The following is a 13,223-nucleotide window of genomic DNA, read 5'->3' as shown; positions in this document are numbered from 1 at the left end:
CGACTAGAAGCGAACGGTGGCCGACGCTCCGCCGCCGCCGCGCAGGACGGAGGGGCCGATGCCGGTCAGCTGGGGCCGCGAGTTGCTGGCGTTCTTGCCGCTCTTGAGCCCGGCCTTCTTCTTGCCGGTGATGTCGAGGACGATGAGGACCACGCCCACCGCCGTGAGCACGCCGCCGCCGACGAACAGGCCGATGCTGGCCGTGTTGGCGGCGGGCAGGCCCGAGTTGTGGAGGTTGGCGACCTCGTCGTCGCTGAAGTCGCCCGCGGGGAATCCAGTGGGGCCGGGAGAGGCGAGCTCGGCCAGCGTGTTGGCGCGCTTGTTGGCGATGCCGAGGCTCACGGCGCCACCCACGAGGCCCGCCACGCCGACGCTGGTGAGCACGGCGCCGGCGATCAACTTGCCGCTGGCCTTCTTCGCGTTGGTCTCCTCGCGCTCGATGTCCGCGGCTTCCTCTCGCTCGCTGCGGCGGCTGGTCAGCTCGGGCGCGTCCTGGTTCTCGTACTCGGCCGAGATCGGCGTGGTGGTCGTTGGCGTGGTGGTGGCGGGGTCGGGCTGAGCCACGTCGGCACAACCCGAGCGCTCGATCTCGAGGAGCTTCTCCTGCGCCTGACCGCGGGCGGGGTGGTCGGAGACCAGATCGAGGAAGCGCTGGAAGGCCTTCTTGGCCTTCACGCAGTCACCCAGATCGTAGGCCGCCAAGCCGATGTTCATGTTGAACACGTGCAAGGTCGGCGCGTAGGTGTTGTAGGCCTCCTCGAACTTGGTCAAGGCGGTGGCGGAGTCGCCGTTCTTGAACGCCGAGTCGCCCTCGCCGTAGAGCTTCTTGGCCGTCGCCATCTTCTCCTCGTCGGACATCGTCGAGGGGTCCTGCGTGGCTGCGAGCACGGGGAGGGGCGCTAGCGCGAGAGACAGCGAGAGCGCGAGGGAGAGGGGTCCGTGTTGCATCTTCATGGTAGCGATGGGCTCGTGAAAGAGGACGGGCTCGATGGCGGGGAACTCGGGTCGGCGTGAATGCTTCACGGTCGGGCTCCGTGGAGGTTCCCGACCGTGATCATCCCAAGGGTGCTCAGCCGAACGGATCGACGGTGGCCGCCTTCTTCTTGGTCGGCCTCTTCTTCTTCTTCTTGACCACCGGCTTGGGCTTGTCCTCCGTCGGCGTCGCGGCGGGGTCGCCCGGTTGACCCGGCGTGGCGGTGGGATCACCCGGCTGGCCCGGCTGGCCCGGCACGGCGCCCGGTTGACCCGGCACGGCACCCGGTTGACCCGGCACGGCACCCGGTTGACCCGGCACGGCACCCGGCTGGCCCGGCGCCGCCACTGCCCCTGGGGCGGGGGGTGGCGTCTCGGCCTTGGTGTCCGCCTTCGCTTCGTCCTTCTTGGTGTCGGCTTCGGCGGCCGGGGCCTTCTCGGCGGGTGGAGTGTCGGGCTTGCCCATGATCAGCATGGCTGCCACGACACCACCGAGCACCACGATGCCACCACCGATGCCGAGCGCGATCCCTGCGGACGAACTCTTGGGGGGTGGCTGATAGGCGGCCTGTGCTGCGGCCATGGCCGCGGGGTCGTGCGGCGCCATGGGAGCCGCAGCCATGACGGTTCCACCGGGAATCGGTGCGGGGCCGACTGGCTCCTCCGGCTCGGGAGGCATGGTCGGCGTCATCGCGAGCTCGTCGACGAGCTGCCCCAGCAAGTCGTCGAAGGCGTCGGCGTTCTGGCCCTGTCGGGAATTGCTCACGGCCTTGGGTCCTTTCCTCCGGGCGTTAGCGCGACCGGAGCATATCCTGTCGGTCTTTCATCGGACAAGGGAAGAGGCGGTCGGGCCCACTGGGCTACTGCATACTCATGCATATTCACGAGGCAGTGGCCGTGCCTCGGGGAACCCCGTGGCCAATCCCGTGACTGGCAAGGCAGCGGACCAGTGAAACGACGCGCCGGCGAAGTTCCGCCAAGCGGCGACCCCGGCGCGGGTCGGGGGGCACGAATGCCCGATGAGCCCGGTCGAAGCCGTGTCGTGAAGGGGAAGCCCCCAGGTCATCCATCGTATCACGCGAAGGGGCCCCTGCGGTTCCCGAGGGGAGCTCGGGCAGCTCGTACAGGCGATAGCGCTGCTCGTCCATGTAGAGGCCCCGGCTCACCTCGAGCTGTAACGCGTGCAAGCCTTCGGAGGGTCTGCCAAAGCGCCGTACCAGCTCACCTCCGCGATAGGGCTCGTTGACGGTCACGCGCAAGGGGCCATGGTCGGGGCCATGATCGGGGCCGGCCGCGCTCTCGTGGCCGCGCAGCGCCGCCAACGCGGCGTGCTCGAGGCCGGGATCGCAAGATCGACCCGCCAGGGTTCCCAGGACGAGATCGGGGCCCACCGAGCTCGGCATGCTGTGGGCGTCGAGCAGGATCGCATAGCCGAAGCGCTGGCGTCGGCGCTCGAGCAAGACCTGCAGCGCGCGATGGTACGGCGCATGGAATCGCTCGATGCGGTCGCGAAAGTCCGTGTAGGAGAGTGGTCCATCGAGCAGCCGAACGTTGCCGATCGCGGCCGTCCACAGCACGCCCCGGCCGGGACGACCCGCGTCGCGATCTCCCTCGGGCTCCTCGGTCGTGGGTGCCACGCCGGGGTTGCGCCGCGGTCGAGGGGCGGGATGGTCGGGCACGATCCGGCGCGACACGTCGTCCTCGGCGCGATTGAGATCGGCCACCAGACGGCTATAGACCGCGGCCACGGAGGCCGCGCCCCACTGTGGGGCGGAGTCGTAGAGCGTGTGGACGTCGTAGTCGGCGTTGCGCGGAAAGTCGACCTGGGGCTTGGGGTGGAGATCGTGCGGCCATGCCAGGCCCACATGGGGGAAGCTGATGACGAGCGGCGACCAGTGCCGTGCGGGCGTAAAGCGCACGGGCATCCGGGCGCCGGGCGGGAGCCCCAGGTCGTCCGGGGTCAAGCGCTCGTACGCGGCGTCGGACATCGACGGGTCCCTAGGATAGCAGGCAAGGCCGCAGAACCCGAAGGAAGGCCCCGATCCGGCCGTCTCGGCGTCTCCGGGGCGATGTGCGAGCTGGGCGCCAATGTCGTCCAAGGACGCAGGAAGCCGCACCAAAGTGAAGCCTCGTCGCACGAGGGCCGGAAAGCCGCTTCGGAACCGGGGTCTGACGAGGCGGACATGGCGGGACCTCGCGCTCTCCCGCGCGCCCCCGGTCGGTCGTTCCGTCCGGGTGGGGAAGCTCGAAGTCCCATCGGATCCTCCGTCGTCTCGCCCTGCGCGAGCGCATGACGCCGCAGCCCCTGGCTGCGGCGTCTTCTATCTTGGCCCGCCACCGGCTCGGGGTTGGCGAGAAAAGGAAGAAGCCCACCGCTCCGTGAGGAGGGTGGGCTTCGTTCTTCGAGAGTGACCCCACCGGGAATCGAACCCGGGTTTCTGGGATGAGAACCCAGCGTCCTGACCGCTAGACTATGGGGCCTGCTTCGTTTTGTTCGGGGACAAGGATTCGAACCTTGATATGCAGAACCAGAATCTGCTGTCCTACCATTGAACGATCCCCGACCAAGCGGTGCCGTCGTCTGGGTGCGGGAAGATGCGCAAAGGCGAAGGCGCTGTCAAGCACTCGGAGGTGTGATTTCTCCGCGGTGCACGCGGCGCTCGTCGGCATGCTCGATTCACGCCTGCTTCGGCTGGGTTCGGGCTGGGCTCGGGCTGGGTTCGTGTTTGGGGCTTGGGGGGCCGACGCAGCACGCTCGTGCTCTGCGGTAGGCTCGGCCCATGTGGCCACGCGTCGATACCGCGACCCCGTTGGAGCCCCATCGAGCACGCCGAGCCATCGAGCGCATGGGGAATCGAAGGGACGGACGGTTGCGCGCGGTTGGGATCGCCTTGGCCTTGCTGCTGAGCGCGTGTCGGAGCACGGACGTCGTCCAGGGCGATCCCGTCGATACCACCAAGCCGGCCCCGGTCGCGCCGGTCGAGCGTCGCCGACCCGAGGGCGAGGCGAGACCACCCGAGCTGGCGTTGGGCACCCAGGGAGCGGTCAGCAGCGCCGAGGCCAACGCCAGTGAGGTGGGCCTGGCCATCATGCGCAAGGGGGGCAACGCGGTCGATGCCGCGGTGGCGGTGGGTCTGGCCCTCGCGGTCACGCATCCGTCGGCCGGCAACCTCGGCGGTGGTGGCTTCATGGTCGTGCGGATGGCCGATGGCACGGTGGCGACCATCGACTATCGCGAAGAGGCTCCGAGCGCGGCGTTCCGTGACATGTACCTCGACGACGCGGGCGAGCCCACGGCGGAGCGCCTGGTGGGTCCCAAGGCGGCCGGGATCCCCGGAGCGGTGGCCGGCATGGGCCTGGCCCACGAGCGCTTCGGCGTGCTGTCGTGGAAGGACGTGGTGGCGCCCGCGGTCGCGCTGGCGCGCGAGGGGCACGGGCTCGACGCGTGGCATGCCGAGGATCTCGCCTATGGATCCGACCGCATGATGAAGGCGGGCTACGAGGGGTCGGCGGCCTTCTATCGCAAGGCCGACGGCTCCGAGTACGCGCAGGGCGACACGTGGGCGCAGCCGGTGCTCGCCAAGACGCTGCAGGCCATCGCGGACGGGGGGCCGCGGGCGTTCTACGAGGGCACGCTGGCCGCGGGCATGGTCGCCGACATCCAGGCCGCCGGCGGGATCTGGAAGGTCGAGGATCTCGCGGCCTACCACGCCAAGGAGCGCGAGCCCATCGTGTTCTCGTACCGCGGCCACGAGATCGTGACGATGCCGCCTCCCTCGGCGGGAGGCGTGGTGCTGCGGCAGTTGCTCGCGGCCTCGGAGCAGCTGCAGCTCGAGCAGTACCCGTGGCGCAGCGTGCCCGAGGTGCACCTGTTCGCCGAGGCGATGCGGCGGACCTACGCCGATCGCAACATGCTGCTGGGCGATCCCGACTTCGTGCCGCTTCCGATGGATCGTCTGCTCGATACCCAGTACGTGGCCACGCGCATGGCGGACATCGATCCGGACCATGCGACGCCGTCGGATCAGGTGGGCGCAGGCCTGCCGGTGCGGCAGGAGTCGGAGCAAACCACGCACTACTCGGTGGTCGATGGCAAGGGCAACGCGGTCTCCACCACCACGACCCTCAACCTGGGCTTTGGGGCCAAGTACGTGCTGCCGGGCTCGGGCGTGCTGCTGAACAACGAGATGGACGACTTCTCGGTCAAGCCGGGCACGGCGAACATCTTTGGCCTGGTACAGGGAGAGCCCAACAAGATCGAGCCGGGCAAGCGCATGCTCAGCTCGATGACGCCGACCATCGTGGTGCACGACGGCGAGCTGCGGGCGGTGGTGGGGACGCCGGGCGGCCCGACCATCACCACCACCGTGGCGACCGTGATCCGCGGGATGATCGACTACGGGCTGCCGATCGACGAAGCGGTGAGTGCACCGCGGGCACACCACCAGTGGAAGCCCGACGAGATCTGGACCGAGGAGCGGCTGTCGCCCGAAGTGGTCGAGGGCCTTCGGGCCAAGGGCCACGCGATCCGTCAGCGGGATGCGATGGGGCACTCCAACTGCATCGAGGTGGATCCGACCACGCGCGGGTTCCGGGCGGTGGCCGACGTGGGTCGCGACGGGGGAGCAGCGGTGGCCTATTGATGATGGGGAGCGCGGTGGAGACTCGAGCAACCATCCTGCTGTTCGACATCGATGGCACGCTGCTCGACGCCCACGGGGCGGGACGCCGGGCGATGGAGGCGGGCTTCTTGGCGGTCACGGGCCGCGCCGACGGCCTCGCCGAGGTTCGCTTCGCGGGCATGACCGATCCGTCGATCGTGCGGGCGGGGCTGCGGGCGGCGGGGCTGGTGGAGGACGACGGCGTGATCGCCAGCGTGATCTCGGCCTATCTCGAGCGGCTGCCCGCGGAGCTCGGCGCGGCCCCTCCGCGGGTGCTCGCGGGCGTCCATGCCGTGCTCGAGGCGGTGACGGGCCGGGCCGCGGTGGGGGTGGGTACGGGTAACGTGGAGGCGGGGGCCCGGGCCAAGCTGGACGCCGCAGGGCTGGGACCGTGCTTCGGGTTCGGCGGCTTCGGCTCGGATCACGAGCAGCGGGCGGAGCTGCTGCGGGTGGGGGCTCGGCGCGGGGCCGCGCGGCTCGGTCGCGCGATGGAGCACTGCCGGGTGGTGGTGATCGGCGATACGCCGCGCGACGTCGAGGCGGCGCGGGCGATCGAGGCGCAGAGCCTGGCGGTGGCCACCTCGCACTACGACGAGGCGGCCCTGCGAGAGGCGGGGGCAACGATGGTCGTGGGCGACCTGGCGGCTCCCGAAGCGCTGGCCTGGCTTCGCGCGAGGCTGGTCTGAGGCTCCCGGGGATTGCGGCCCCTGCGCAGAGCGAAAACCGCAAGGATTCCCACCGGTCATGGCGTCATCCCGTCGGTCCACGACTGCGCGATCAGCGTGGAGCACCAATCGGCGGCACGTACGTTAGGCCCCCGCGGCGATGGATCGGATCGGTGAATACCTGGTTACCCGCCTGATCGGCGAGGGCGGCATGGGCAAGGTCTACGAGGCGCAGGAGCGCCTGAGCAAGCGACGGGTGGCGCTCAAGGTGCTGCGCCCGGAGCTGGCCAAGGCCGAGGATGGCCGCCGGCTGTTCCTGAACGAGATGACGATCTTGGCGCACCTGGACCACCCCAACGTGGTGCGCTGCCTGGCCTGCCAGGAGGTCGAGGGCGAGCTGGTGATGGCGCTCGAGTTCCTCGAGGGTCCCACGCTGCGGGAGGTGTTGGTCGAGCGCGGGCGCTTGCCGTGGACGGAGGCCGCGTCGCTCGTGGTGCAGATCGCCGCGGGGCTCTCGGCCGCGCACCGCCAGTCGCCGCCGATCGTCCACCGCGATCTCAAGCCGGAGAACGTGATCGTGCTCCAGGACGGGCGCGTGAAGGTGATGGACTTCGGGATCGCCAAGGTGCTCGAGGCGATGCGCCAGGGGACCACGCACTCGGTGGGTACGCTGCAGTACATGAGCCCCGAGCAGATCGACGCGGGCGACGTGGGACCGCGCGCCGACCTCTATGCGCTGGGGCTGGTGTTCTACGAGCTGCTCGCCGGCCAGCCGCCGTTCTCCTCGGCTTCGCCCCGCGAGCTGCTCAACCTGCACTGTACGGAACCGGCACCGGCGCTGCCCGACGACGTGCGCAAGGGCCTGCCCAAGGGCGTGGAGCGGCTGCTGTTCCAGATGCTGGAGAAGCGCGCCGAGGACCGGCCCGAGTCGGCACAGGCGGTGATCGAGGCGCTCGAGCCGTTCTCGGTCGCCGAGCTCGATCTGTTCGGTGCCGGCGCTCGCTCGTCCAGGACGCAGTCGGCGTCATCGCCGTCGAGCCCCTCGTCGGCCCCATCCTCGATCGGGTCGAGTCCCACGGGACGCGACACCGACGTGCCCGCGGTGGTGTCGCGTCCGTCCACGCCCCCGGTCGCGGCGGACACGATCGGGCTCATCGAGCGCGCCAGCGGGCCGCGCCAGATCCCGGCGGTCGTGGCCCTGGTGATCATCGTGTTGCTCTCGGTGGCGGCTGGGGTGGTGACCTACTTGGTCCGCACCGGAAGCGCTTCGGGGGCGCAGCTCGATTCCTCCGCGGTCTCGGCCGCGGCGCGACCCGATCCGGCCGGACGACGGTGAGCGACGCACTGCCCCACCGCGCGCCTCCGGGCTCGGATCGCGATCGCAGCGCGGGGCCTTCCGAGCCGCTGGGTCGTGCTCGCCGCACCGTGCTCGACGACGGGGCCGAGCTATGGAGGTTCGACCGCGAGGACGACCCGGCCCTGGCACGGCTGCGCGCGTGGGGGCCGATGGGCCTTGGAGGGTTCGGCGAGGCGGGACGCGACGAGCACGGGGCCTGGCTGTGGCGCCCGGCCGCTGCGGCCGGTCTGGATGGGTGGCTCCGGCAGGGGCCCCATCCGTGGGCACGCGTGCGGCCCGTCGTGGGGGCGTTGGTCGAGCGGCTCGCGTGGTGCGAGGCGCAGAGCCTGTTTCCGGGGCCGCTCGAGCCGGCCGAGGTCGCGCTCGACGAGGACTCGGGCACGGTGGTGCTACGCGCCGAGTCGCTGGTGCGCGGGCTCGTGGGCGCGGGCGAGTCCACGGTCACGGGGAGTCCTGGCCTGTCGAGGTGGACCCCACCCGAGGTGGCGCGCGGCGAGCCGTGGGGCGCGGGGGCCAATCGCTACGTGGTGGGGCTGGTGCTCTATCGTGCGCTGGCGGGGCACCACCCGTTCTCGGGCAAGGGGCTGCGGCGCGGGCTGGAGGAGCAAGCGAGCACGGGCGCCCCTCCGTTGCCCGACGAGATCGCGGGGCAGCTCCCGCCGGGGCTGCAGTCGCTGTGCCTGCAGCTGCTCGAGCCCGAGCCCAGCCTGCGCCCGGCCTCGGCCGCGCAATTGAGGACGCGGCTGCTCGCGTTCGAGGCCGGAGCCGAGAAGACCGACGCGCGTACGGGGGGGCTCGGCCCCGCGCCGAGTCGCCAGCGGATCGAGCGGCTGGCGGCAGCGGCCGAGCGTGCATCGCCGGCGGCGGCGAGGGGCGTGAACCGGTCGGCGTTGGCCGTGAAGGCTTCGCCGCGAGCGAGCCGCTCGCGCTGGCTCGGTCGGATCGCGCTCATGCTGCCGTGGGCGCTGGGCCTGTTGCTGGCCGTCGCGCTGGGGCCGGTGGTCGAGCCGCCATCGGCTGCGGTCGCTCCTCGGGTGGGCACCGCCGCATCCCTCGATCTCGATCACGCCCGGGCGGAGGATTGTGCCAGCTGCCACCCGCGGCAGGTGGCCCAGTGGACGCAGTCGGTCATGGCCCACTCGGCTCGCAGCCCGCTGTTCCAGGGGCTCGAGATGCTCATCGAGGAGCAGGTGGGCAAGGACTTCTCGTGCCCGCAAGGCGCCGGCGTGCTGCGCAAGGCCGATCCGAGCACGGCGTGTCGGGACCGGGACAGCGGGCTGCCGATCACCGGCTCGGGGGGCGAGCACTGGTGCGTCAACTGCCACACGGCCGGCGAGAACCTGCGGGCGGGCATGCCCGCGTGGGATGGTCGAGCCGGGCGCTCGGGCAGCCGCCAGCCGCTGCGCGATCTGATGCCCGCGGCGACGATGGAGGGGATCGGCTGTGCGGTGTGCCATACCGCGCAGGGTCCGGCGCGCCCGGGCAACGCCGCGGTGGGTCGCTACGAGGGCAACGCCGACTGGGTCTCGTTCATCTCCGGGCTGCGCTTCTCGTCGCGCCCCGAGGACCGCCAGGGCCAGCCGGGCATCGCCAACAGCGGCTACGAGCTCGATCCGGGCGTGCTGCTGACGGGCCATGGTCGGTCGGGGGCGCGTGCGGGGACCGAGGTGCCGGGGGGAACCCACCTGCGGCCGGAGGCATCGACCAAGGACTACCTGCGCAGCAGCGAGTTCTGCGGAGCCTGCCACGACGTGCGGCTGTTCGGGACCGACGTGCTGGGCGTGCGCGATCGCGGGGAGCACTTCAAGCGACTGCGCAATGCCTACTCGGAGTGGGCGGCGTGGGCCGACGACGAGCGGCGCGCCGGGCGGAGCCCCGCGAGCTGCCAGGACTGCCACATGAGCGCGTATCCGGGGGTCTGCGTGCCGGACCAGGAGGGAGAGTCGTTCGCGGCATTCGTGCCGGGATCGGCCACCGCGCTGCGGCGCGCGTGCCCGCCGGGCTCGCACTTCGAGCCGCGGGCCCCCGGGGCCTATCCGGTCGAGCGCACGGCGATCGGCTCGGGTGCTCCCCACGAGGTGACCACGCACTACTTCTCGGGCGTCGACGTGCCGCTGTCACCCGAGCTCGGCGACGTGTTGCTCGACGATCCCACCCTCGACGAGGCCGGTCTGCCACGGGGGCTGCGACCGCGTCGAGACCTGCTGCTCGGCCGCACGTTTCGCTTCGAGGTGGTGGGCGCGACCCGACGGGGGGGCGGGCTGGAGATTCCGATCGAGCTCGAGAACGTGGGCGCGGGGCACCGGGTGCCGGCCGGGTTCTCGCAGGAGCGCGAGTTCTGGGTGCACCTGCGGGTGACCGACGCGGACGGGCGGCTGGTGTACGAGGTCGGCCGGGTCGATCGCGGCGACGAGGATCTCCACGACAAGGAATTCGTGCGCATCAACGTGGACGATCGCTTCGCCGACGAGGAGGGCCGGCCGCTCGGCGTGTTCGGGGCCGACGTGATCGACGGCCGCGATCTGCCGCAGTGGAGCCCCAATCCGCTGCTCGGCGGCACGCGGTTTCGCGGGCGCGGCCTGGTCAACCTGCAAAACGGCTTCTTGCGCTGCGTCAAGTGCATCGGGTTCGTGGATGCCTTCGGCCGCTGCCAGCCCGGGCCGGGGCAGGGGCGCACTCGGGCCGATCGCTTCGACGATGGGGCGTACGATCTCGACACGGGCGAGTGCATCTCCAACCTCGCGGGCGAGGAGGCGCTGTTCGAGACCTACTTCCCGGTGGGGGGGCTCGATGCATCGCGTGGGGTGACCAAGGGTCCCGATGCGATCATCGACTCGCGCTCGGCTCCGCCGGGAGTGACGCTGCGCTACACCTACGAGCTGCCCGCGGCGGGTCGCGGGCCGTTCTCGGTGGATGCGCGGCTGATGTTCCGGGCGTTTCCTCCGTTCCTCGTGCGGGCCTTCGCCGACTACGAGGTGCAGCAGGCCTCGCGGGGGCTGCGGCCGAGCGGGCCGCTGGTCACCCACGACATGCTCGAGCGACTCGAGGTGATCGAGCTGCATCGCGTCGAGGTCGAGATCCCATGAGCCGGCCGGCGGAGCCGTCACGGGGGGCCGCCCATGAGTGATCCGTGGGCGCGGCTGTGGAGCGCCCCGGTGCTGCGGGGCCTGGACGAGGCGGCCCGTCGAGCCCTGGCGGCCGCGGGCCGCGTGCGGAGCCTGGGTGCGGGACAGCAGGTGTTCGGCGAGCACGATCCGGCCGATGCGTTCTACGTGGTGCTCGAGGGGGCGGTCGAGCTGTGGGCGCAGCGACGCGGCGACGAGGTGCACTCGGTGCTCCGCACGGCCGGGCCGGGCGACACGCTCGGCGAGGAGGCGCTGTCGGAGGGCCTGTCCGGAGAGAGGGGGCGCTCGGGCCGGGCGGTGGCCAGGGAGGCGTCGCGGGTGGTCGAGCTGCCCGCGGCGTTGTTCCTGCGCGGGGCGGGGCGCAGCGGGGGCGCGCCGCTGGCCGATCGCGAGCTGCGGAGGCTGCAGCGGCTGTCGACTCGCGATCTGCTGCGCACGATGGCGGCCACCCGTGCGCTCCCGGAGCCCGAGCTCGACCTCGTGCTCGATGCCGTGCGCCCGACCAAGGTCGCACGCGGCACGCCGATCTACGCGGCTGGCGATCCGCCCGATGGGCTGTGGCTGGTGGTGGATGGCCTGGTGCAGCTGCAGACCGAGGACGACGATCGGATCCACGTGCGCGCCTACCTGACCCGGGGCGATGGCTTCGGCGACGAGGAGGCACGCACCGGCGAGGCCCGGCGCTGCTCGGCGGTGGCGATGGGAGAGACGCGCCTGCTGCTGCTGCCGGCGGCGGCGCTGCGCTCGCTGCTCGATCGCAATCCGGGGCTGCTCGACCGCTTCGCACGGATTGCGGCCGATCGGCACGAGGCCCAGGCGCAGGCGGTGGGAGCCGCCGCCGCTCGCTCGACGCAGCACGTGTTCAAGGACCTCTACCGCATGCAGATGGCGCGCTCGCTGCTGGTGATCGACCAGGAGACCTGCGTGCGCTGCGGTCACTGTGCGTGGGCCTGCCAGGCGATCCACGGGACCTCGCGGCTGGTCCGACGCGGCGACAAGATCCTCACCACGGTGGGCCCCACGGCAGCGCCCGTCGCAGCCCCCGTCACAACGGGTAGCGCGAGGGCCAACGCGGCGCTTCGCAGCCTGATGCTCCCCAACTCGTGTCAGCACTGCAAGAATCCGGTGTGCATGATCGATTGCCCCACGGGCGCCATCGGTCGCGATCCCGAGGGCGAGGTGTTCATTCGCGACCACCTGTGCACGGGCTGTGGAAACTGTGCGAAGGCCTGCCCCTGGGAGAACATCCGCATGGCCCCTCGACCCGGTGCGCTCTCCGTGGCGCGTGCACGGGGTGGGGGAGGAGACTCGGCGGGCACGACGACGGCGACGCTGTCGGCCGAGCTCGCGACCAAGTGCGATCTGTGTCGGGCCTACGAGGCGCCCGGGTGCGTGCAAGCATGCCCGACCGGCTCGATCCTTCGGCTCGATCCCTCGCGCGACGTGGCCGAGGTGGCGGCGGTGCTCGGCGCCGGCGAGCCGGCCACCGCCGCGGCCGGCGGCCGTGGCCAGGCGGCGACCCAGTGGCTGCATGGCCTCGTGCGTGGCCTGGGCATCGCGGCGGGTCTCGGGCTCGGGATCACGGCCTGGCGGCTCCAGCACGTCGGGGTGTGGACCCCCGGCGCGGGCCCGGGGCTGACCGCGGGCGTCGTGGCGGCGGTGGGCATGGTGGGGTTGGTCGCATACGCGGTGCCCAAGCGGATCGTGAGCCTGTGGATGCGTCGTCGACGACGCAGCAGCGCGGCGCGACGCCTGGCCGAGACGGTCGAGGGCGTCCGGTCTCGGTCCGACGTGGCGCCGCGCTCGAAGATCCGCCCGTGGCTCACCGTGCACCTCGTGCTCGGCGTGCTCACCATGGCGGCCGCGCTCGGGCACGCCGGACTGCGCCTGCCCCCCAACCCGGCGGGAAGCCTGTGGCTCGCATTCTGGCTGGTCTCGCTGCTCGGGGTGCTGGGCGCGGTGGCCTACCGGGTGATCCCACGGCGACTGGCCGCACTCGAGCGCCGCGGAGACCTGCCCGAGGATCTGGCGACCCAGCGGCGGGCCCTGCTCGATCGTCTGTTCGTGCAGGCCAGCGGGCGCGACGAGCTGGTCAAGACCATCGCGGCGAGGGTGCTGGTTCCCTATGCGCGTGCGCTCCACGGGCCGCTGGTGCTGTGCCTGCGCGGTCGAACGCTGGCCCAGGAGGAGGCGCGCCTGCAGGCCCAGATCGACGCGATGCGGCAGGGCCGGGGCGAGGATCGACTCGGGGGGCTGCCGGAGCTGCTGCGCACGGCGGTGGAGCTGCGGGCGCTGCCGGCCCGGCGGGTGCTCACCGCGATGCTGCGTGGATGGCTGCCGCTGCACATCGTGGTGTCGGCCACCGCGTTGGCCTTGCTCGGCCTGCACGTGGCGGTGATGCTCGGGGGACCCTGAGCCATCGAGTCCGACGGCGCTCGAGCCG

Annotated in this window: 8 protein-coding genes and 2 tRNA genes; 5 read left to right on the top strand and 5 right to left on the bottom strand. The window is 71.6% G+C overall.

All coding sequences use genetic code 11. The annotated features are described in order from the left end of the window. Positions 1-3: 3 nt before the first annotated feature. From OEB96_RS33590 to OEB96_RS33570, 5 genes are all read right to left on the bottom strand, one after another. Entirely contained in the window at positions 4-888 is an 885-nt protein-coding gene (locus OEB96_RS33590) for a tetratricopeptide repeat protein (RefSeq protein ID WP_266220928.1), read from the bottom strand. A gap of 181 nt (positions 889-1,069) precedes the next feature. Continuing rightward, the gene (locus OEB96_RS33585; protein WP_266220927.1) at positions 1,070-1,738 is read right to left on the bottom strand and encodes a hypothetical protein; all 669 of its coding nucleotides are present in this window, start codon (positions 1,736-1,738) and stop codon (positions 1,070-1,072) included. A gap of 115 nt (positions 1,739-1,853) precedes the next feature. Further along, on the bottom strand, positions 1,854-2,960 hold the full coding sequence (locus OEB96_RS33580) for an N-formylglutamate amidohydrolase (protein WP_266220926.1): 1,107 nt from the start codon (positions 2,958-2,960) through the stop codon (positions 1,854-1,856). A 421-nt stretch (positions 2,961-3,381) separates the two neighbouring features. Next, positions 3,382-3,453, bottom strand: a tRNA-Glu gene (locus OEB96_RS33575). 12 nt (positions 3,454-3,465) lie between these two features. Continuing rightward, positions 3,466-3,536: transfer RNA gene (locus tag OEB96_RS33570), tRNA-Gln, on the bottom strand. 327 nt (positions 3,537-3,863) lie between these two features. Between OEB96_RS33570 and ggt the strand changes: the two genes are divergently transcribed. The 5 genes from ggt to OEB96_RS33545 all read left to right on the top strand — a co-directional run bounded on the left by ggt (position 3,864) and on the right by OEB96_RS33545 (position 13,195). Next, positions 3,864-5,615: a gamma-glutamyltransferase gene (gene ggt / locus OEB96_RS33565; protein ID WP_266220925.1), complete on the top strand. Its 1,752-nt coding sequence runs from the start codon at positions 3,864-3,866 to the stop codon at positions 5,613-5,615. 14 nt (positions 5,616-5,629) lie between these two features. Continuing rightward, positions 5,630-6,319, top strand: coding sequence for an HAD family hydrolase (locus tag OEB96_RS33560; RefSeq protein WP_266220924.1), 690 nt, complete (start codon positions 5,630-5,632; stop codon positions 6,317-6,319). 139 nt (positions 6,320-6,458) lie between these two features. Beyond that, positions 6,459-7,634, top strand: a complete 1,176-nt coding sequence (locus OEB96_RS33555) for a serine/threonine-protein kinase (protein WP_266220923.1) — start codon at positions 6,459-6,461, stop codon at positions 7,632-7,634. Continuing rightward, a complete protein-coding gene (locus tag OEB96_RS33550) occupies positions 7,631-10,741 on the top strand; it encodes a serine/threonine-protein kinase (RefSeq protein WP_266220922.1) in 3,111 nt (1,036 codons plus the stop codon). The genes OEB96_RS33555 and OEB96_RS33550 overlap by 4 nt, the downstream gene beginning before the upstream one ends. 33 nt (positions 10,742-10,774) lie before the next feature. Beyond that, positions 10,775-13,195 carry a cyclic nucleotide-binding domain-containing protein gene (locus OEB96_RS33545; protein WP_266220921.1) on the top strand — a complete coding sequence of 807 codons (2,421 nt, stop codon included), beginning with the start codon at positions 10,775-10,777 and terminating at the stop codon, positions 13,193-13,195. The last annotated feature ends 28 nt before the right edge of the window (positions 13,196-13,223 follow it).

This window comes from Paraliomyxa miuraensis (assembly GCF_026337845.1).
GTDB lineage: Bacteria > Myxococcota_A > Polyangia > Nannocystales > Nannocystaceae > Paraliomyxa > Paraliomyxa miuraensis.
This window is presented reverse-complemented; position numbering and strand designations above follow the sequence as displayed.